Genomic DNA, 19,268 nt, shown 5'->3' with positions numbered 1-19,268 from the left:
TATGCGGAGCTCACGCCCACCACAACTCCATGATCGCCGGGGAGGGGCGGCGGGGCGGGCGGGGGGCGGGGGTGGTCGGGCGGGGTAGGGCGGGCGGGGTAGGGCGGGCGGGGGCGGGGCGGGCGGGGGCGGGGCGGGTTAGAGGGTGCTGTTGATGAGGACTGGTTCGGGGTGCAGGGTCACGCCGAAGCGGGCGTGGACCTGGTCGCGGATGGTGCGGGCCAGGGCGAGCAGGTCGCTGGTGTGGGCGGTGCCACTGCGGTTGGTCAGGGCCAGGGTGTGCTTGCTGGAGATGGCCACGCCACCCGGGCCGGGGTGGCCCTTGCCGAAGCCGGCCTTGTCGATCAGCCAGGCGGCGCTCACCTTGACCAGGCCGTCCGCGCCGGGCCAGGCGGGCGGGTCGCCCAGCTCGGCGGAGCGTTCCAGGAGTTGTTCGTACGTCGCCCGGTCGAGCACCGGGTTGGTGAAGAAGGAGCCGACCGAGCGAGTGTCCGGGTCGGCGGCGTCGAGCACCATCCCCTTGCCCGCCCGCAGCCGCAGCACCGCCGCTCGGGCGTCCGCCAGCGGCACCTGGTCGCCCACCTCGACGCCGAGGGCTCTGGCCAGTTCCGCGTAGCGCACCGGCCCGGAGAGCACAGACCTGGTGAGCCGGAAGTCGACCGAGAGCACGATCCAGCGGTCCACGTACTTGAAGATGCTGCCCCGGTAGGCGAAGCCGCAGTCGGCGGCGGGGATGACCTGGCGGGTGCCCTCGACCCGGTCGTACACCTCGACGCCGGTGATCGTCTCGGCGACCTCCTGGCCGTACGCGCCGACGTTCTGGATCGGGGTGGCACCGGTCGAGCCGGGGATGCCGGAGAGGCACTCCAGCCCGGCCCAGCCGTTGGTGACCGTGGCAGCGACCAGGTCGTCCCACGGTTCGCCGGCGTCGACCCGTACGGTGACCGAGGCGGCGTCCTCGGCGATGACCCGCACACCACGGGAGCGCACCAGGACGACGGTGCCGGGGAAGCCGGCATCGCCGATCACCACGTTGCTGCCGCCGGCCAGGATCAGGACCGGCTCCGCTGCGGCCTGGACCGCCCGGACGATCTCGTCGGCGCTGCCGGCGGCCACGATCCGCTCGGCCGGTCCACCCGTTCGCAGCGTGGTGTAGCAGGCGAGTGGACCGGAGATGGCACGATCGGCGTCGGTTGTCGGCTGGGCGGAGGCGTCTGGCACGCCCTTCACCTTAGGCTGACAACTAGCCGTGGCACCCACTGGTCGCCCGGCACCCCCGGGAGGATGGCGATGAGCAGACTGCAGGGCAGCAAGGATTTCTGGATCGGGGCGCTCCGGACGGAGGGTCCGGCTTTCGCGGCGGCGGTGGCCGAGGCGCCGCCGGAGACACCGGTGCTGTCCTGTCCGGGCTGGACGGTCAACGACCTCACCCTGCACCTGGCCGGCATCTACCACTGGGTTTCGTCGTTCGCCGGTTCCGGCCAGACCAGTCAACCGCCTCGGCGGGAGAAGGTCGAGGCCGACCCGGGCGTGAACGCGCTCCAGCTGTGGCAGCAGGGGTACGACCGGCTGATGACCGTCTTCGACGGGCTCGACCCGGAGGCACCGGCGTGGAACTGGGCCCCTCAACCGAAGAAGGCCGGCTTCTGGCCGCGTCGGATGGCGCACGAGACGGCTGTGCACCGCTGGGATGCCCAGCTCGCCATCGGGGCTGGTGACCCGGTGGAGGCGAAGCTCGCGGCCGACGGGGTGAGTGAGGTGCTGGACACCTGGCTGCCCGCCGGGCGGCGGCAGGTGCCGGGTGACTGGCGCGGGGTGGTGCAGCTCAGCGCGACCGATGCGGCCCAGGACTGGTATCTGCGGCTGCGCGGCGAGGGGGTGGCGCTGCTCGACACCGCGACCATCTTCGACCACGACGATCACCACGCCCGAGCCCAGGTCAGCGGCACCGCGAGCGACCTGCTGTTGGCGCTCTGGGGGCGGGTGAGCTTCGAGACGTTGGACGTCGCTGGCGACCGCGCCCTGTTGGACGGTCTGCGCACCGGCTGACGCGCCCAGCCCGAACGAGGGCGTCACCCCGTCCGGGGTGACGCCCTCGTCTGCGTCCATCGACGAGCGGCGACCGGGGCGGGGCCGGAATCCCGAGAGAGCGCTCTCTTGACAGCGGGTTGACGACCCACCACCCTGTCGTGAGAGCGCTCTCTGGACTAACCGCCATCACCCGCCCGCCTTGAGAGAGGTCGAAACCCATGGCTGTCTTCCCGCGCCGCCGCCTCGCCGCGGTGGCCCTCGCCACCGCCCTGCTCGTCACCGCTGGCTGCGGCGGCGGCGACGAGCCGGGCGACGGACCGGTCACCCTCACCGTCGACGTCTTCGGCCAGTTCGGCTACGAGCAGCTCTACCAGGAGTACATGGCCGCACACCCCGACGTGAAGATCGTCGAACGGGGCACCGGCACCAACCTCGACGAGTACTCACCGAAGCTCACGCAGTGGCTCGCCGCCGGCCGGGGCGCCGGCGACGTGGTGGCCATCGAGGAGGGCCTGCTGGTCGAGTACAAGGCCAACCCCGGCAACTTCGTCAACCTGCTGGACCACGGCGCCGCCGACCTCAAGGGCAACTTCCTCGAGTGGAAGTGGAACGCCGGCCTGACCGCCGACGGCAAGCAGCTCATCGGCCTCGGCACCGACGTCGGCGGCATCGCGATGTGCTACCGCAAGGACCTCTTTGAAAAGGCCGGCCTGCCCACCGAGCGGGACGAGGTGTCGAAGCTCTGGCCCACCTGGCAGGACTACATCGCGACCGGCGAGAAGTTCACCGCGGCCAAGACCGGGGCGTCCTTCCTCGACGCGGCCACCAACACCTTCAACACCATCCTGCTCCAGACCGCCGGCAACACCTCCGGCTACAGCTACTACGACACCAGCGAGAAGCTGGTCGTCGACAGCAACCCGGCCGTACGGCAGGCCTGGGACACCACGATGGACATCATCGACTCGGGCCTCTCCGGCAAGTACGGCTCGTGGTCCGAGGAGTGGGTGTCCGCCTTCAAGCAGTCGAAGTTCGCCACCATCGCCTGCCCGGCCTGGATGACCGGCGTCATCGAGCAGAACGCCGGCCCGACCGCCCAGGGCAAGTGGGACATCGCCCGGGTGCCCGGCAACGGCGGCAACTGGGGCGGGTCGCACCTCGCCGTGCCGAAGCAGAGCAAGCATCAGGCCGAGGCGATCGAGCTGGCCAAGTTCCTGACCAGCGCCAAGGGTCAGATCGGCGCGTTCAAGGCGAAGGGCCCGCTGCCCTCCTCGCCGCAGGCCCTCGACGACCCGGCGATCGCCCAGTCGACGAACGCGTACTTCTCCGGTGCGCCCGTCGGGTCGATCTTCGGCAGCGGCGCGAAGAGCCTGAAGCCGGTCTACATGGGCCCGAAGAACCAGGCCGTGCGTACCGAGGTGGAGAACGCCGTACGGACCGTGGAGCTGGGCCAGCGTAACCCTGCCCAGGGCTGGACGGATGCGGTGAACAACGCCAAGAAGGCCGCCGCCAAGTAGCCCGAGCGAGCGCGCGGGCGGGCCTCGGCAGCCGGGGTCCCGCCCGCGCGACGGAAAGGAGTTCTCGGGCATGACCGTCCAGCTCGACGCCCGTCCGCCGGTCACACCGGCAACCGGCAACCACCGCCAGTCCTCGGGTCGGCTCAGCCGGTTCGACACCCGCTTCTCGCCGTACCTCTACATCGCCCCGTTCTTCCTGATCTTCGGCGTCTTCGGGGCGTACCCGCTGGCGTACACCTTCTGGGTGTCGCTGCACGACTGGGACCTGCTCGGCACCGACCACCCGTTCGTCGGCGCGGAGAACTACACCCGGCTGCTCGCCGATGTCGACTTCTGGCACGCGCTGGTCAACACGCTGGGCATCTTCGTCATCTCCACGGTGCCGCAGTTGCTCGCCGCGCTCTGGCTGGCCAACCTCCTGAACCGGGGGCTGCGGGCCCGCACCGGCTGGCGGATGGCCGTGCTCGTCCCGAACGTCACCTCCACGGCCGCCGTGGCGATCGTCTTCGGGGTGCTCTTCGGCCGCGAGTTCGGCATGATCAACTGGCTGCTCGACCTGGTCGGGATGGACGCCATCGAGTGGAAGTCCAACCGCATCGCCTCCTGGGTGGCGATCTCCGCCATGGTCGACTGGCGGTGGACCGGCTACAACGCGCTGATCCTGCTGGCCGCGATGCAGGCCATCCCCCGCGACCTGTACGAGGCGGCGGCGATCGACGGCGCCAGCCGGGCCCGGCAGTTCTGGTCGGTCACCGTGCCGCTGCTCAAACCGACGATCATCTTCTGCACCATCATCGCCACGATCGGCGGCCTGCAACTCTTCACCGAACCCCGGATGTTCAACTCCGGCACCAACCCGATCCGCGGTGGGCCGCTGCGCGAGTCGCAGACCCTGACCATGTACATGTTCGAGAACGCATTCGCCCCGCACTACAACTTCGGGTACGGCTCGGCCGTGGCCTGGCTGCTCTTCGCGCTCATCGCGATCGTGGCGGCGGTCAACGTGCTGGTCCTGCGCCGACTCGGTGGCGGAGCGCGCCCCAGCGCCCGGAAGGGATCCACCCGATGAGCCGGCTCTGGCGGGCCACCCCGCTCACCTACCTGGCCCTGGTGTTCGCCGCCGCCCTGTCGATCTTCCCGATCTGGTGGATGTTCGTCGTCGCCAGTCGCAGCAACGACGCGATGGGCCAACTGCCACCCCCGGTCACCCCCGGCGGCAATCTGGGCGCGAACATCGCTCGACTGTTCGACAACACCGACGCGTACTTCCTGACCGGCCTGATCAACTCGGCGATCGTGGCGATCACGGTGACCGTCTCCGTGGTGTTCTTCTCCAGCCTGGCCGGGTTCGCCTTCGCCAAGCTGAGGTTCCGGGGCCGCAACGCCCTGCTGCTGGTGATCATCGCGACCATGATGGTCCCGACCCAGCTCGGCGTGATCCCGCTCTACCTGCTCATGACCAAACTGCAGTGGAACGACCGGCTGCCCGCCGTCATCGTCCCGGTGCTGGTCACCGGGTTCGGGGTGTTCATGATGCGGCAGTACGCCGGCCAGGCCATCAGCGACGAACTGATCGAGGCCGCCCGGATGGACGGCTGCGGCACCGCCAGGATCTGGTGGCACGTCGTGCTGCCCGCGCTGCGTCCGGCCGCCGCCGTGCTCGGTCTGCTCACCTTCATGACCACCTGGAACGACTTCCTCTGGCCGTACGCTGTGCTGAACGACCCGGCGAATCCAACCGTGCAGCTGTCCCTACGAGCACTCTCGGACGGGTATTACCAGGACATGTCGCAGGTGTTCACCGGCACCGCCATCGCGACGCTGCCCCTGCTACTGGTCTTCGTGCTGTTCGGCCGGCAGATCATCGGCGGAATCATGGAAGGTGCGGTCAAGGCGTGAATGAAATCCGTTTTCCCGAGCATTTCCTCTGGGGGGCGGCCACCGCCGCGTACCAGATCGAGGGCGCGGCCCGCGACGACGGTCGCGGTCCGTCCATCTGGGACACCTTCAGCCGTACGCCGGGCAAGGTGTACCAGGGCCACACCGGCGACGTCGCCTGCGACCACTACCACCGGTACGCCGACGACGTGGCGCTGATGGCCGAGCTGGGCCTGCGGGCGTACCGGTTCTCGGTCGCCTGGCCACGAATCCAGCCCGACGGCACCGGCCCCGCCAACCCCCGTGGGCTGGACTTCTACGACCGGCTCACGGACACCCTGCTGGCTCGGGGCATCGACCCGATCGTCACCCTCTACCACTGGGACCTGCCGCAGGCCCTCGGTGACCGGGGCGGCTGGACCAACCGGGACACCGCCGAACACTTCGCCACCTACGCCACCGCGGTCCACGCCCGCCTCGGCGACCGGATCGACGTGTGGACCACGCTCAACGAGCCGTGGTGCTCGGCCTACCTCGGTTACGCCAACGGCGTGCACGCTCCGGGCGAGCAGGATCCGGCGGCGGCCTTCACCGCCGTACACCATCTGCTGTTGGGGCACGGCCTGGCGGCGCGGGCGTTGCGGGCGGCCGGCGCGCGCAGCGTGGGCATCACGGTCAACCCGGCCGACGTTCGCCCGGCCGACCCGGAAAGCGCTGCCGACGCCGCCGCGGTCCGCCTGGTCGACGGCCTGCACAACCGGATCTTCCTCGACCCGCTGCTGGCCGGCGGCTACCCGGACGACGTCCGCGAGCACGTGGCCCGGATCGTCGAGCCGACATTCATCCGCGACGGCGACGAGAAGCTGATCGCCGCCCCGATCGACCTGCTCGGCATCAACTACTACGCCCCGAGTTACGTGGCCGGTCGGCCCGACGGTGCCGGCAACGGCGCTTACCCGGGCACCGAAGGCGCTGTGCACTTCCTGCCGCCGGCCGGGCCGCTCACCGACATGGGGTGGATGATCGAGCCGGCCGGGCTGACCCGGCTGCTGGAGCGGATCGCCGCCGACTACCCCGGGGTACCTCTGCTGATCACCGAGAACGGGGCCGCGTTCCCCGACAAATCGGGCGCCGACTCGCCCGGCGGGCCGACGCAGGTGATCGACTCCGATCGCATCGCCTACCTCGACGGGCACCTCCGTGCGGCGCATGAGGCGATCTCCCGGGGCGTGGACCTGCGCGGTTATCTCGTATGGTCATTCCTGGACAACTTCGAGTGGGCGGAGGGTTACCGCAAGCGGTTCGGGATCGTGCACGTCGACTACCTGACCCAGCGGCGTACACCGAAGGCCAGCGCCCGGTGGTACCAGGAGGTGATCTCCCGGAACGGGCTGTGACGAGCGGGGGGAAGGCGCGATGACGACAGCGCAGCGGCCGACGCTCGAAGCGGTGGCAGCACGGGCCGGGGTGTCCCGCGCCACCGTGTCCCGGGTGGTCAACGGCTCCACCACCGTCGCCGAACCGATCCGCGAGGCGGTCACCCGGGCGGTCGCCGAGTTGGGGTACGTCCCCAACCTCGCCGCCCGCAGCCTGGTCACCCAGCGCACCGACTCGATCGCCCTGGTCATGCCGGAGGCGGCCACCCGGGTCTTCTCCGACGACCAGGTCTTCCCCGGCATCATCCGGGGCGTCAGCCAGGAGCTGGAGGCGGCCGACAAGCAACTGGTGCTGATGCTCGCCGGCTCGCCTGCCGGGCACCAGCGGGTCGAGCGGTACACCACCGGTCGGCACGTCGACGGCGTGCTCTTCGCGTCGCTGCACGGTGCCGACCCGCTGCCCGGCACGCTGGCCCGACTCGGCATCCCGGTGGTGGTCAGCGGCCGGCCACTCGGCGACGTGCCAGTCCCGTACGTCGACGTCGACCACGTGGCCGGGGTGACCGCAGCCGTCCGGCACATGATCGACAGCGGTCGTCGACGGATCGCGACCATCGCCGGGCCACAGGACATGGTCGCCGGAATCGAACGGCTCAGCGGCTACCGCAACACCGTCGCCGACGCGGGGCTGCCCGAGCTGATCGCCATCGGTGACTTCACCCGGGAATCCGGGTCGGCGGCGATGCGCCACCTGCTCACCGAACATCCCGACCTCGACGGCGTCTTCGCCGCCTCCGACCTGATGGCGCACGCCGCCCTGCGGACGCTGCGCGAGGCCGGTCGGCGGGTGCCGGAGGACGTGGCGGTGATCGGCTTCGACGACATCGAGACCGCCGCCTACACCGAGCCACCGCTGACCACCGTCCGCCAGCCGATCGTGGAACTCGGCCGCCGGATGACCCGACAACTGCTCCGGCTGGCCGCCGGGGAAACCATCGAACAGGCGGTCATGCTCCCCACCGAACTGATCCGCCGCGCCTCCGCCTGACCCCGGGGGGTGCGCCGACCCGCCGTCAAGATCCGCGCAACTTCAGGGTTGTTGCTGCCTCCCGGCGTCGTGAGGCAGCAATAACCCTGAAGTTGCTGCCTGAACACGAGACCACGAGAGATCTTGGAGAAAGTCGGCCCCTTCAGGGGCACTTCCTTCCAAGATCTCTTTGTGCGCTGCCGTAGGCAGCGTGTGGGGTGGATGGCGTGGTGGCGGTGGGTGGTTATTGCGTCGCTTTGGGGGGCGGCGTCGTTTAGCCTCGCCGGCATGCCGGATCCTGTTGCGCTGCTGCACGTGCCCGCGCTCTCCGACGTCGCCGAGTACGCGTACGCGGCCACCGTCGAGCCGCCCGCCCGACTGGTGTTCACCGCCGGAGCGTGTCCGCTGAACGCCGAGGGCTGCGTCGTCGCGCCGGGTGACCACGCCGCGCAGGCCCGGCAGGTGATGATGAACCTGGAGACCGCCCTCGACGCGGCCGGCGCCCGGCTGACCGACGTCGTCAAGACCACCGTCTACGTGGCGTCGGCGCAACAGGCCGACCTCGTGACCGTCTGGGAGGTCGTCCGGGACTTCTTCGGCGACCACGACCCGCCCAGCACCCTGCTCGGCGTGGCGGTTCTCGGCTACTCCGACCAACTCGTCGAGGTCGAGGCCGTCGCCGCCGTACGGGTGGGGGTCTGACATGCGGATCCGCGTAGCGCAGCCGGACGACGCCCCGGGCGTGGTGGCGCTGCGGGCGATCGTCTACCCGTACCTGGTGCGCGGGATTGAGTCGACCCGGAAGATGCTCGCCGAACCGCCGCCACACGGTGGCTGGGCCGCCTTCGTGGCCGAGGTCGACGGCCGGGTGGTCGGCTGGACGTCCGCTGAACCCAATGCCTCGACATCGGTACCGGACTTCGGCAACGTCAATCTGCTGCACGTACACCCGGATCATCGGAGGCGCGGCGTCGGCACGGCGCTGCTGACCGCCGCCACCGACCACCTCCGCCCGCTGGGAGTACGCCGTGTGCGCGCCATGGCGCAATCCGACTCGCTGCCATTCGCCGACCGGCACGGATTCTCGCCGAGCCGCGAGGTGCGCTACTCGGCACTGGACCTGAATCCGCCGCCCGCGCTGCCGGAACCACCCCCGGCCGTGCTGCTGCGCCCGATCGCGGAGCTGGACCCTCGCCTGCTCTACGAGGCGGACGTGGCCTCGGCCATCGACGAACCCGGCGACGTACCCGTTGACGCGGTCACCTTCGAGAGCTGGCAGTACGACGTCTGGGACGAACTTGGCCTGGACAAGACGGCCAGCACCGCAGCCCTTGTCGACGGCGAGGTGGCCGCGTTCAGTCTCGTGAAGCGGGACGGGGACCGGATGTGGTCGAACTACACCTGCTCCGTTCCGGCGTACCGGGGGCGCGGGCTGGCTCGGCTCGCCAAGACGGCGGCCCTGAACCGGGCCGCTGCCACCGGGGTACGGACCGCGTACACCTCGAACGACGAGGCGAACGCGCCCATGCTCGCGATCAACGCCCGGCTGGGCTACCGACCGGTGGCATCGCAGTGGACCTGCCTGGCCGACCTGACCTGATCAGCAGTCGACGGCCTGCCTTGATCAAGTGATGAAAAGTAGCTCCACGAGACCCCCTGGAACCTACTTTTCATCACTTGATCGAGGCGAGAGGATCTAGGCAGGAGGGATGACGGGGCCGGTCAGCCGGCCTCGAACACCTGGCGGGCGGTGGCGTGCGTGTCGGCGCCGAAGAGCACCAGGCGGGCCTCGGTGACGGTGGCCGGGGTGGCCGAGCGCAGCACCACCAGTGCTTGCCGGACCGCGTCGTCGACCGGCCAGCCGTAGATGCCGGCGGAGATCAGCGGGAACGCCACAGTGGCCGCGCCCAGTTCGTCGGCCACCCGCAGGCTGTTGGCGTAGCAGTCGCGCAGCAGCGCCGAGCGGTCCTCGGTGCGTGACCAGACCGGTCCGACGGTGTGGATCACCCAGCGGGCCGGTAGCTCTCCGGCCGTGGTCGCCACCGCCTGGCCGGTGGGCAGGCCCTTGCCGTAGCGGGACGCCCGCAGCGCCCGGCACTCCGCCAGGATGGCGGGGCCGCCGCGCCGGTGGATGGCCCCGTCGACTCCACCGCCGCCGAGCAGGGACGAGTTCGCGGCGTTCACGATGGCGTCCACCCGCTGGGCAGTAATGTCCCCCTCGATCAGGGTGATCTCCACGGCTAGCTCCTTTCGACGGGCCGGCCGGCGGGCGGCGCGGACAGTGGGCCGTCGATCGTCTGGCCCAACGAGCGGCGGGCCAGCAGGGTCGCACCGGCGACCGCCGCCGGCATGATCAGCACGGCGCCGAGCGGAATCAGGAAGCAGAGGAAGACAGCCACTCCGAAGCCGAGCGCGGTGGGGCGGTCGGCCTTCAGGATCGTCCGGCGTTGCGGCAGCCGCATCCCGCGTCGGTAGAACGGCGCACCGACCAGCTCCACGGCGAGGAACCAGCCGCCCACGGCCGCCCCGATCACCGGGACGACGGTCTGGCCGACCACCGGGATGAAACCGGCCAGGAAGAGCGGGATGCCGACCAACGCGGTGAGCGCCACCAGGCGTACCGAGTCGGCGAGGCTGCGGCGCAGCGACGACCAGAACGGCACGTCCACCGCGCCCGGCGTGCCGCCGTACCGCTGCTCCACCTGCTCGGAGATCTTCTCGTAGAAGGGGTCGCCGATGACCAGGGTCACCGCGGTGAAGGTGAGCACCCCGAGCAGCCCACCGAGCCCCAAAAAGGCCAGCCCGGCGATCACCCGGACCAGGCTGCGGGCGGCCTTCGACCAGTCGTCGGCGAACGGGGTGACCAGCGCGGCGAGGTCGTCCACGAAGTACACCAGCGTGCCGAGCGCGGCCAGGAAGAGGGCGCCGGAGATCAGCGCCGGCACGATGCCGAGCAGCATCAGCCCCGGGCTGCGGACGTAGAGGCCCAACCCGCGCAGGAGCAGCCCCGCCCCGGCGAGGAAGCGTCCGACGACCCCGGTCACCGGGCTGGCGATTCTGCTGGCATCCACGATCGAGCAGCCTATCCAGCCGTGATCGGATCCGCCGGGCGGAGCGCTGCCAGCAGAGCGCCGCGTACACATCAACCGGTTGGTGGACGTCCGCGATCCACCGGGGACGCCCGGGTTCGTCGCCGACCAGTCGATTCGCCGCCGGGTCACCCCGACGAGCCTTGAGGGGTACGAAGTCAGCGGCGGCGAAAGGCGGCACGATGCCGGTCATCGAGGTGACCCACCTGAAGAAGCGGTACGGCGATCTGGTGGCGGTGCACGACGTGTCGCTCGCCGTGGAGGCCGGGGAGATCTTCGGCGTCCTCGGTCCGAACGGCGCGAAGCTCGGGGTCAACGACCGGGCCACCGCGTACGACAGAGGGTTGCTGACCCCCGGCGGGCGCTGAGCGGGGCCGGGCAGGATGAGCGGGTGCGCGCGTCCCGACTGATCTCGTTGTTGTTGCTGTTGCAGTCGCGCGGGTCGATGACCGCGGGCGAGCTGGCCCGGGAGCTGGAGGTCTCCGAGCGGACCGTCTACCGGGACGTGCTGGCGCTCTCCGCCGCCGGGGTGCCGGTCTACGCCGACCGGGGTCGGGCCGGTGGTTACCGCCTGCTCGGCGGCTACCGCACCCGGCTGACCGGGCTGACCCGGGACGAGGCGGAGGCGCTGTTCCTCTCCGGCCTGCCCGGCCCGGCCGGCGAGATGGGGCTCGCCGACGCGGTCGCGTCCGCCGAGCTGAAGGTGCTCGCCGCGCTGCCACCCGCCCTGCGCGACGCGCCGGCCCGTGCCGGGCAGCGGTTCCATCTGGACGTGCCGGGCTGGTTCCGGGAGAACGCGGCACCGCTCTGGTTGCCCGAGCTGGCCCGCGCGGTCTGGGCGGACCGGGTGGCGGAGCTGCGCTACCGACGCGGCGACCGGGAGGTGACCCGTCGGGTCCAGCCGTACGGCCTGGTGCTCAAGAGCGGGGTCTGGTACCTGGTCGGTCGGGTCGGCGACGATGTGCGCACCTACCGGGTGGACCGGGTCGTCGGGGTCGAGGTGGGCGACGAGCACTTCGACCGTGACGAGGGCTTCGACCTGGCCGGGCACTGGCGCGAGCAGGCCGGGTCGTTCCTGCGGACCATGCTGCGGGCCGAGGTCGCCGTCCGGCTGAGCCCCGCCGGCCTGCGCCAGCTCCGGCACCTGGTCGATGCCCCCTTCGTGTACGACGAACTGGTCGCCGCCGCCGGTGAACCCGACGGGCAGGGGTGGGTAGAGGCGCGGCTGCCCGTCGAGTCGGTCCAGGTGGCGTACCACCAACTGCTGGGACTCGGCCCCGAGGTGGAGGTCCTCGATCCACCCGAGCTGCGGCAGTTGTTCGCGGAGAGCGCCGACCGGCTCGCCGCGCTCTACCGGTAGCCGGTCACGTCCGCCGGTTTGCCCGCGTCGACCACCTCGGTGATGTAGCGGAAGCCCTCGGGTTGGCTGCCGTCGAGGTCGGTGAAGCCGTACACCTTGGACAGCGTGCCGGCGTCGACGGACCTGCCGCTCCAGCGGTTCTTATCCTCGTCGGCGGCGAGCGCGGCCACCGCGCGGCCGACGAAGGCCGGGGTCTCCGAGATGAGGAAGTTCGGGTCGGTGGCAGCACCGTCGCGCCAGTTCTCCTCGGTCACGCCGAAGTGCTCAAGCATCGCCTCGGAGCGGATCCAGCCGGGGGTGAGCGCCACCGCCGTGCAGCCGTGCGGCTTCAGCTCGTGGGCCTGACTGAAGGCGAGCCGGTTGACCGAGACCTTCGCCAGGTCGTAGAAGACCGACAGCCGGTAGTTCTCGTCGTTGTACGCCTTGGTGCCGTCGCCCATCTCCACCACCAGTCCGCCGGGCTTGCGGATCAGCAGCGGCAGGGCGAAGTGACTGGTGATGATGTGCGTGTCGACGGCCAGTCGCAGCGTACGGAAGCCGGCGTCCAGCGGCTGCTCCCAGACCGGCTTGTTCCAGGTGACCAGCGGGTCGCCGCCCCAGATGTCGTTCACCAGCACGTCGAGTTGACCCTGCTCGGCGTCGATCCGGGCGACCAGGTCGCGGACCTGCTCGGGCACCAGGTGGTCGACCTGAACGGCGATGCCGGTGCCGCCGGCCGCGCTGACCAGTTCGGCGGTCTCCTCGATGGTCTCCGGTCGGTCCATCTCGGAGCGGCCGGCCCGGGTGCTGCGACCGGTGGCGTAGACGGTGGCACCGGCCGCGCCGAGCTGAACGGCGATCTGCCGCCCGGCACCACGGGTGGCACCGGCGACGAGCGCGATCTTTCCTGCGAGCGGTTGTGTCATGCCTGCGACGTTGTCAGGAATACCTGACAACCGGCGTCCGAATTCGTGACCCGGCTAATCCACCAGTCGGACCCGGACCCGGCGGTTGGCCCGGCCCTTGCTCTCCACCTTGACCACCTGCACCTTGCCGATCTGGGCGGTGGAGGCGACGTGGGTGCCGCCGTCGGCCTGCACGTCCAGCCCGACGATGTCGACGATCCGGACCTCCTGCTCGTCCGGCGGGATGAGGTTGGACTGGGTACGGATGATGTCCGGCAGGGCCAGCGCCTCGGTGCGCGGCAGCACCCGGGTGGCGACCGAGCGGTCGGCGGCCACCTCGGCGTTGACCAGCTCCTCGATGCGGGCCTTGAAGTCCGGGGGCACCTCGGGGAGGTTGAAGTCCATCCGGGCCTCGCCCGGCTCCATCGAGTTTCCGGTGACCAGCGCGCCGAAGTCGCGGAACACCACCCCGCAGAGCACGTGCAGGCCGGAGTGGGTACGCATCAGCCGGGTGCGGCGCTCGTCCTCCACCGCGCCGACCACCTCGGTGCCGACCGGCGGCAGTGGGTCACCCTCGGCGGGGATCAGGTACGGGTCGTCGCCCTTGCGGGTGCCGACGATCCGGGTCTGCACGCCCTGCCAGAGCAGCACCCCGTGGTCCGGTGGTTGACCGCCGCCACCGGGGTAGAACGCCGAACGGTCCAGCACGATGCCCTGCTCCGGGTCGGCGTGCAGGACGGTGCACGTCCATTCGCGCAGTGTCGGGTCGGCAAGGTCCAGCCGGTGCGTCCGGCCATGCTGTGTGACGCCCATGACAGGGCAGGTTACTCGTTCAGGAAGCCGGAGATGCGGTCGCGCAGGTCGGCGCGTTCCGACCAGAGCACGCCGGGCCGGTCGTACACGTGCAGGGTGGCCTGGGGCAGCGTGACGGCGAGCCGTTCGGCGACCTCGACCGGGTGCAGGTCGTCGCCCGCGCAACCGATCACCAGCGCCGGAGCGGTGACCGCCGCCAGGTCACCGATCTGGCGCAGCGGCGTCTGGTCGGGGAGCGTGGCGAGACCGTCGGCCAGACCGTCGCGGAGCAGTTGGTCGAGCCGTTGCCGCAGGTAGGCCCAGCCGGCCGGGGTGTTGCGCACCGCCGGGGGCACCTCCAGCGTGACGATGTCGGCGACCGCCGACGCGTCTCCGCTCTCCACCGCCTCCAGCAGATCGGTGATGCGTTCCCGGGCGATCGGCCCGCGTGGCTCGTCGAGGACCGCCGGCAGGAAGAAGACCAGCTTCTCGAAGCGCTCCGGGCTCTCCGCGAGGAGTCGGCAGATGGCACCCGCGCCGAGGCTCGCACCGAACGCCCGGCTGGCGCCCGCGAGATCGGCGATCGCTCGCAGATCCCGGGCCAGGTCCAGGTAGTCCCACGGCCCGTCCGGGGCTTCGGAACGGCCGTGCCCGCGGAACTGGAAGAACACCTTGCGGCCGTTCACCCCACTACCGAACGGGCGGGTGGTGGCGATGCCGTTACCCAGCCCGTGCGCGAACACGGTGACCGGATCACCGGTGCCGGTGACCAGCCGCTCCAGCCGTACGCCGTGCGGGGTGGCGACCAGCTCGGTCTCCGGCTCCGGCAGCGCCGGCCGGCCGGTACGCGGCCCACCCGGCCCGGGCCCCCAGGTGCGGGGCCCGCTGTCGGGTGGCGGCGGCCAGCGAAAACCTCTCACCAGAACCCTTTGCCGTCGCTCAGGTCGCGCAGACCGACCCGGACGTCGAGCAGGTAGATGAGCGCGGCGGCGATGCCGATCAGTCCGAAGAGGCTGATCGGACCGAAGCCGAGCAGGGTGAGCACGAGGCAGACCGCCAGGATGGCGATCCAGCCGCCCTTGGGCAGCGTCCCGATGGCGGGGAAGGCGTCGGAGCGCTGCGTGACGGCGTGCACCAGCGCGACACCCTGGATGATCAGCGCGAAGACGAGCAGAATCAGCTCGATCACGTAGCGGACTTCGAACGCGAAGATCGGCGCGGCGTTGGCCATGTCGGCAAGTTTATGTCCACGACCCCGGCTACGTCCGACAAGGACGCCGCCGGGGTCGTCGACCTGATGAGCTACTCGGCGGCCGGACGGGTCCGCTTGGTGGCCCGGGGGAGCTTCACCGAGGGGGTCTCGGCCTGCTTGGCGGCCTTCGGCGCGCGGGCGACCTTCTTGACCGCGGCCGGCTTGGCCTCGACGATCTCGGCCACGTCGGCCGGGGTCGGCGCGTCGGCGGGGGCCGCGGCCGGGGCGGTGGTGGCAGCCGCGGTGGTGGCCGGCGTCACGGCCTCGGTGGCCTCGATGTCGGCGTTGACCGTCTCGGCGGCCTCCAGCACGCCGGCACCGACGACCCGCTCGCCCCGGGCGACCAGCGCGCCGTACGCGGCGAACGCACGCTCCTGGGCGGCCTGGGCGCCCGCGACCACCAGGGCGGCGTTGCGGGTCGCGGCGGCGCGCAGCTTGTCGATGTCGGCCGCCTCGCGCAGCTTCGTCAGGTCGGCGGTCTCGTTGGCGGTACGCAGCGTCTCGGTGGCCTTCTGCTTCAGCTCGAAGCCGGTCAGCACGGCCCGACCGCCCAGGTCGGCGACGACCCGGGTGCTGAGCACGCCGACCACTGCCGGCAGCTTGCGCAGCTGCTCGATGGCCAGCTCACCGGCGCCGGCTGCGGCGTAGATCGGGGCGGGGATGCGGTTGGTCTTCGGCTCGCTCATGACGTCTCCTCCTCGGCCGCCTCGGCGGCCTTCTTCTTCTGGGGGGTGCTGCCCGGGGCGGGGGCGGTGCCCGCCTCGGTGACGGCGACCGACTCGAGCACGGCCTCGGTCGGTGTGCCGCCCTCGGTGGTGGGGCCGGTGGCGGCCACATTGGCCAGATCGGCGGCCTGGCTGGCGGGCTGGTCGGCGGCCTGGTCGGGCTGAGCCGCCTCGGCCTCGGCCTCGGCCAGCCGGGTGTTCTCCCGGCGGAACGTCTCGTAGATCTGACTGAGCGACTGCTTCTGCGCCATCGTCAGGTCGGCGTCCACGGCGATGGCGGCGAGCACCCCGTGGCCTTCCTTGTCGTCGAGCAGACCGGCGCGCAGGTACATCGCCGGCGTGGAGACCCGCAGCGCGCTGGCCAGTTGCTGGAGCACCTCGGCGCTGGGTTTACGCAGGCCGCGCTCGATCTGGCTGAGGTACGGGTTGCTGACCCCCGCCTGCTCGGCGAGCTGCCGTAGCGAGATCTTGGCGTTGCGCCGCAGATCGCGGATGAACCCGCCGACGTCGGGAAGGTCCTTGGGTGTGGCCATGGCAGCGACGCTAGTCGTCCGCGCTAGCTCTTGCAAGCAAAACGCTAACCATAGTTAGCAACGTCTCAGCATCCCGTTTGCGTGCCGCTCGGCCGATCCGTACGGTCCGTTCGTGCACAAGATCACAGTCAATGGAGCAAGCATCGCGTACGACGAGGCCGGCACCGGTTCGCCCGTCGTCCTGCTGCACGCCGGAATCGCCGACCGGCGGATGTGGCGGGGGCAGGTGTCCGCGCTCGCCGCCCGGCACCGGGTGATCGTCCCGGACCTGCGCGGCTACGGGGACTCGGAGCTCCCCCCGGCCCCGTTCACGCACCACGACGACGTGGCCGGGCTGCTGGACGCGCTCAACCTGCCCCGGGCCGCCCTGGTCGGCTGCTCCTTCGGCGGGGCGGTCGCCATCGACACCGCGCTGGCCCACCCCGACCGGGTGAGCGCGCTCGCGCTGTTCGACACGGCGGTCTCCGGCAACGAGTGGTCCGACGAGGCGAACGACCTGTGGGACGACCTGGTCGGAGAGGTCGACCCGGACGACTTCGTCGCCGGCGCAGCCGGTGAGGTGCGGTTCTGGGTGGTCGGCCCGGGACGCCAGCCGGAGGACGTGGACCCCGAGCTGGTCGCGTTCGCGCAGGAGATGGACCAGCGTGCCCTCGCCGCCGAGCTGGCGCTCGGCGCGGTCGAGGTGGGAGAGCTGACGCCACCGGCGATCGGTCGCCTCGGCGAGCTGAAGATCCCCGTCCTGGTCACCGCCGGTGCCGCGGACGTGCCGGACATCAGTCGGCTCGCCGACCGGATCGCCGCCGAGGTCCCCAACGCGGTACGACTGCCCGACGTGCCGGACGCCGCGCACCTGCTGCCGTTGGAGCGTCCGGAGCAGGTCAACGCCGCGCTGCTCGACTTCCTGAGCTAGCGCACGTTCACCAGAGCGGACGGACCGCCCCGACCGGCACCCCGCCGCCGAAGAGCGGCACCTCTTCGTACTCGGTCAGCACCGGGGCGTCCACGCCGAGCCGGCGCAGCGCGGAGACCAGCACCGGCATCCGGGCCCGGTCGGCGCCGTCGTCGATCTTCAATGCGACGGCGCCGACGCCCGGCATCGCCACCGCTATCACGCCCTCGGCGCCGACCTTGGCCAGCAGCCCCGGGACACCGCGCATCAACCGGGTGTCGTCGGCCTGGGTGCCGCCCACGATCTCCGGGTACGCCCGCATCGCGTCGGCCACCGTGCGCGGCACCGAGCCGGGCTCGGCGTCGACCAGCCGGAGGTACGCCCCGGCCAGACCGGTCAACGACACCGCGAGCACCGGGGCACCGCAGCCGTCGACACCCACCGCCGCCGCCTGCTCGCCGGTGAACTCCTCAATGGCGGCCCGCAACCGCTGTTGCAGCGGGTGCTCCGGCCGCCAGTAGCCGTCCAGCGGCCACCCGGCCGCCTCGCAGGTCAGCAGCATCCCGCTGTGCTTGCCGGAGCAGTTCATCTGCACCCGGCTCGGGCCGCCACCGGCGCGCAGCACCGCCTCCCGGGCCGCGGCGCCCACCGGCAGGTCGGGCGGGCAGTGCAGCGCCGACGCGTCCAGCCCGGCGCGCTCCAGCAGCGCACCGACCCGGGCCAGGTGGAATTCCTCGCCGGCGTGACTCGCCGAGACCAGCGCCACGTCGGCCGGGTCGGTCAGGACCAGGCCGGCCCGGAGCATCCCGATCGCCTGCATCGGCTTGCTGGCCGAGCGGGGGAAGATCGGCGAGGTCACGTCACCGGCGGACGCCACCGCGACACCGGCGGCGTCGAGCACCACCACCGAGCCCCGGTGCGCACCCTCCACGAACCCGGACCGGACCACCTCGGCGAGCGGCGCGCCGCCCTCGTACGTCTTCGTCACGCGCTGGACGGTACCGACGGTCCGGGGGTGCCCGGCGGCGGGGTGACCAGGAGGTCCACCGCCCGGGTGACAGGGGCGCGGGACAGACCCGGCCTTACAGCCCGAGCAGCTCGCGGGCCTCGGTGGTGGTCAGCGGCGGGCGCTGGGCGAGCTGGGCGAAACCCACCGCGCGGGCGACCAACTGCATGTTGGACTCCACCGGGCGGCCCTTCGCGTACGTCACCGTGTCCTCCATGCCGACCCGCAGGTGCCCGCCCGTCGACAGCGAGGCCAACAGCACCGGAAGAGTGCTCCGGCCGACGCCGGTGGCCGAGAAGGTGGTGCCCTCGGGCAGGTCCCGCAGCATCCGGTGGGCCGCGACCAGGGTTTCGGTGGTGCCCGGCATGCCGCCCGGCACACCCATCACGAAGTCGACGTGCACGTGCCCGCCGGCCGGCAGCCCGTACTTGCCGAGCAACCGCTGCAACGCCGAGAGGTGGCCCAGGTCGAAGATCTCGTACTCCGGCACGATCCCGCGTTCCTGCATCCGGGTGTGCAGGTCGACGATGAACTCCCAGCGGTTGAGGAAGACGTCGTCGCCGAAGTTGACAGTGCCCATGGTGCAGGAGGCCATGTCCGGACGGGCGTCGAGCACGGCGAGCCGGGCGGCCTCCGGGTCGGTCACCGCGCCGCCGGAGGAGAGCTGCACGATCAGGTCGGTGCTCTCCCGCAGCGCCGCCACCGTGTCGGCCAGACGCACCGGGTCGAGCGTCGGCCGGGCCTCGTCATCGCGGATGTGGACGTGGATCACGGCGGCGCCGAGCGCCTCGCACTCCTTCGCGGTGAGCAGCAACTCGTCGAGGGTCACCGGCAGCGCCGGCACCTCCGCCTTGGCCGACTCAGCGCCGGTCGGGGCCACCGTGATCAACGTCCCTGTCGTCATGCCGG

The 19,268-nt window shown here is 71.3% G+C and carries 21 protein-coding genes and 1 pseudogene; 11 read left to right on the top strand and 11 right to left on the bottom strand.

Features of this window, described 5'->3' with window-relative positions; all coding sequences use genetic code 11:
• Window positions 1–138: 138 nt before the first annotated feature.
• On the bottom strand, window positions 139–1,221 hold the full coding sequence (locus ABZU52_RS18800) for a UDP-N-acetylmuramate dehydrogenase (protein WP_354972282.1): 1,083 nt from the start codon (window positions 1,219–1,221) through the stop codon (window positions 139–141).
• 69 nt (window positions 1,222–1,290) lie between these two features.
• Here ABZU52_RS18800 and ABZU52_RS18795 point away from each other — a divergent pair, with 69 nt between their 5' ends.
• From ABZU52_RS18795 to ABZU52_RS18760, 8 genes are all read left to right on the top strand, one after another.
• Window positions 1,291–2,049, top strand: coding sequence for a maleylpyruvate isomerase family mycothiol-dependent enzyme (locus tag ABZU52_RS18795; RefSeq protein ID WP_354972281.1), 759 nt, complete (start codon window positions 1,291–1,293; stop codon window positions 2,047–2,049).
• Window positions 2,050–2,249: 200 nt separating this feature from the next.
• On the top strand, window positions 2,250–3,548 hold the full coding sequence (locus ABZU52_RS18790; protein WP_354972280.1) for an extracellular solute-binding protein: 1,299 nt from the start codon (window positions 2,250–2,252) through the stop codon (window positions 3,546–3,548).
• 70 nt (window positions 3,549–3,618) lie between these two features.
• Complete coding sequence (locus tag ABZU52_RS18785; RefSeq protein WP_354972279.1) at window positions 3,619–4,617, top strand: sugar ABC transporter permease; 999 nt, start codon at window positions 3,619–3,621, stop codon at window positions 4,615–4,617.
• On the top strand, window positions 4,614–5,447 hold the full coding sequence (locus ABZU52_RS18780; RefSeq protein WP_354972278.1) for a carbohydrate ABC transporter permease: 834 nt from the start codon (window positions 4,614–4,616) through the stop codon (window positions 5,445–5,447). Before ABZU52_RS18785 ends, ABZU52_RS18780 begins: the two co-directional genes overlap by 4 nt.
• Window positions 5,444–6,823: a GH1 family beta-glucosidase gene (locus tag ABZU52_RS18775; protein ID WP_354972277.1), complete on the top strand. Its 1,380-nt coding sequence runs from the start codon at window positions 5,444–5,446 to the stop codon at window positions 6,821–6,823. Before ABZU52_RS18780 ends, ABZU52_RS18775 begins: the two co-directional genes overlap by 4 nt.
• Before the next feature lie 19 nt (window positions 6,824–6,842).
• A complete protein-coding gene (locus ABZU52_RS18770) occupies window positions 6,843–7,850 on the top strand; it encodes a LacI family DNA-binding transcriptional regulator (RefSeq protein ID WP_354972276.1) in 1,008 nt (335 codons plus the stop codon).
• 267 nt (window positions 7,851–8,117) lie between these two features.
• On the top strand, window positions 8,118–8,531 hold the full coding sequence (locus ABZU52_RS18765; RefSeq protein WP_354972275.1) for a RidA family protein: 414 nt from the start codon (window positions 8,118–8,120) through the stop codon (window positions 8,529–8,531).
• A gap of 1 nt (window position 8,532) precedes the next feature.
• Window positions 8,533–9,429: a GNAT family N-acetyltransferase gene (locus ABZU52_RS18760; protein ID WP_354972274.1), complete on the top strand. Its 897-nt coding sequence runs from the start codon at window positions 8,533–8,535 to the stop codon at window positions 9,427–9,429.
• Window positions 9,430–9,551: 122 nt separating this feature from the next.
• Here ABZU52_RS18760 and ABZU52_RS18755 read toward each other — a convergent pair whose 3' ends face one another.
• Both ABZU52_RS18755 and ABZU52_RS18750 read right to left on the bottom strand, forming a co-directional pair.
• Window positions 9,552–10,067 (bottom strand): O-acetyl-ADP-ribose deacetylase, encoded by a 516-nt coding sequence (locus ABZU52_RS18755; RefSeq protein WP_354972273.1) that lies wholly within the window; start codon window positions 10,065–10,067, stop codon window positions 9,552–9,554.
• A 2-nt stretch (window positions 10,068–10,069) separates the two neighbouring features.
• Window positions 10,070–10,900: an EI24 domain-containing protein gene (locus ABZU52_RS18750; protein WP_354972272.1), complete on the bottom strand. Its 831-nt coding sequence runs from the start codon at window positions 10,898–10,900 to the stop codon at window positions 10,070–10,072.
• 200 nt (window positions 10,901–11,100) lie between these two features.
• Here ABZU52_RS18750 and ABZU52_RS18745 point away from each other — a divergent pair.
• Window positions 11,101–11,220: pseudogene (locus tag ABZU52_RS18745) on the top strand (ABC transporter ATP-binding protein); the annotation flags it as partial.
• A gap of 89 nt (window positions 11,221–11,309) precedes the next feature.
• The gene (locus tag ABZU52_RS18740) at window positions 11,310–12,278 is read left to right on the top strand and encodes a YafY family protein (protein ID WP_354972271.1); all 969 of its coding nucleotides are present in this window, start codon (window positions 11,310–11,312) and stop codon (window positions 12,276–12,278) included.
• Here the strand turns inward: ABZU52_RS18740 and ABZU52_RS18735 are convergent.
• The 6 genes from ABZU52_RS18735 to ABZU52_RS18710 all read right to left on the bottom strand — a co-directional run bounded on the left by ABZU52_RS18735 (window position 12,269) and on the right by ABZU52_RS18710 (window position 16,464).
• Entirely contained in the window at window positions 12,269–13,183 is a 915-nt protein-coding gene (locus ABZU52_RS18735) for an SDR family oxidoreductase (RefSeq protein ID WP_354972270.1), read from the bottom strand. The two genes, ABZU52_RS18740 and ABZU52_RS18735, sit on opposite strands and share 10 nt — an antisense overlap.
• A 54-nt stretch (window positions 13,184–13,237) precedes the next feature.
• Window positions 13,238–13,975 (bottom strand): alanyl-tRNA editing protein, encoded by a 738-nt coding sequence (locus ABZU52_RS18730; RefSeq protein WP_354972269.1) that lies wholly within the window; start codon window positions 13,973–13,975, stop codon window positions 13,238–13,240.
• 11 nt (window positions 13,976–13,986) lie between these two features.
• Window positions 13,987–14,874: an alpha/beta hydrolase gene (locus ABZU52_RS18725; protein ID WP_354972268.1), complete on the bottom strand. Its 888-nt coding sequence runs from the start codon at window positions 14,872–14,874 to the stop codon at window positions 13,987–13,989.
• Entirely contained in the window at window positions 14,871–15,185 is a 315-nt protein-coding gene (locus tag ABZU52_RS18720) for a DUF2516 family protein (RefSeq protein ID WP_030327754.1), read from the bottom strand. Before ABZU52_RS18720 ends, ABZU52_RS18725 begins: the two co-directional genes overlap by 4 nt.
• 71 nt (window positions 15,186–15,256) lie before the next feature.
• The gene (locus ABZU52_RS18715; RefSeq protein WP_354972267.1) at window positions 15,257–15,892 is read right to left on the bottom strand and encodes a hypothetical protein; all 636 of its coding nucleotides are present in this window, start codon (window positions 15,890–15,892) and stop codon (window positions 15,257–15,259) included.
• Window positions 15,889–16,464, bottom strand: coding sequence for a helix-turn-helix transcriptional regulator (locus ABZU52_RS18710; RefSeq protein ID WP_354972266.1), 576 nt, complete (start codon window positions 16,462–16,464; stop codon window positions 15,889–15,891). Before ABZU52_RS18710 ends, ABZU52_RS18715 begins: the two co-directional genes overlap by 4 nt.
• 112 nt (window positions 16,465–16,576) lie before the next feature.
• On the opposite strand from ABZU52_RS18710, the gene ABZU52_RS18705 reads away from it, so the two are divergent.
• Window positions 16,577–17,374, top strand: a complete 798-nt coding sequence (locus ABZU52_RS18705) for an alpha/beta hydrolase (protein WP_354972265.1) — start codon at window positions 16,577–16,579, stop codon at window positions 17,372–17,374.
• Window positions 17,375–17,381: 7 nt separating this feature from the next.
• Here the strand turns inward: ABZU52_RS18705 and ABZU52_RS18700 are convergent, their stop codons facing one another.
• Together ABZU52_RS18700 and ABZU52_RS18695 are read right to left on the bottom strand one after the other, a co-directional pair.
• Window positions 17,382–18,341 (bottom strand): asparaginase, encoded by a 960-nt coding sequence (locus tag ABZU52_RS18700; RefSeq protein WP_354972264.1) that lies wholly within the window; start codon window positions 18,339–18,341, stop codon window positions 17,382–17,384.
• 94 nt (window positions 18,342–18,435) lie between these two features.
• Window positions 18,436–19,263, bottom strand: a complete 828-nt coding sequence (locus tag ABZU52_RS18695; protein WP_354972263.1) for a 3-keto-5-aminohexanoate cleavage protein — start codon at window positions 19,261–19,263, stop codon at window positions 18,436–18,438.
• Between the last annotated feature and the right edge of the window lie 5 nt (window positions 19,264–19,268).

This window comes from Micromonospora sp. NPDC005220 (assembly GCF_040607895.1).
GTDB lineage: Bacteria > Actinomycetota > Actinomycetes > Mycobacteriales > Micromonosporaceae > Micromonospora.
Note: the sequence above shows the minus strand (reverse complement) of the source record. Positions and strands in the feature narration are given on the sequence as shown.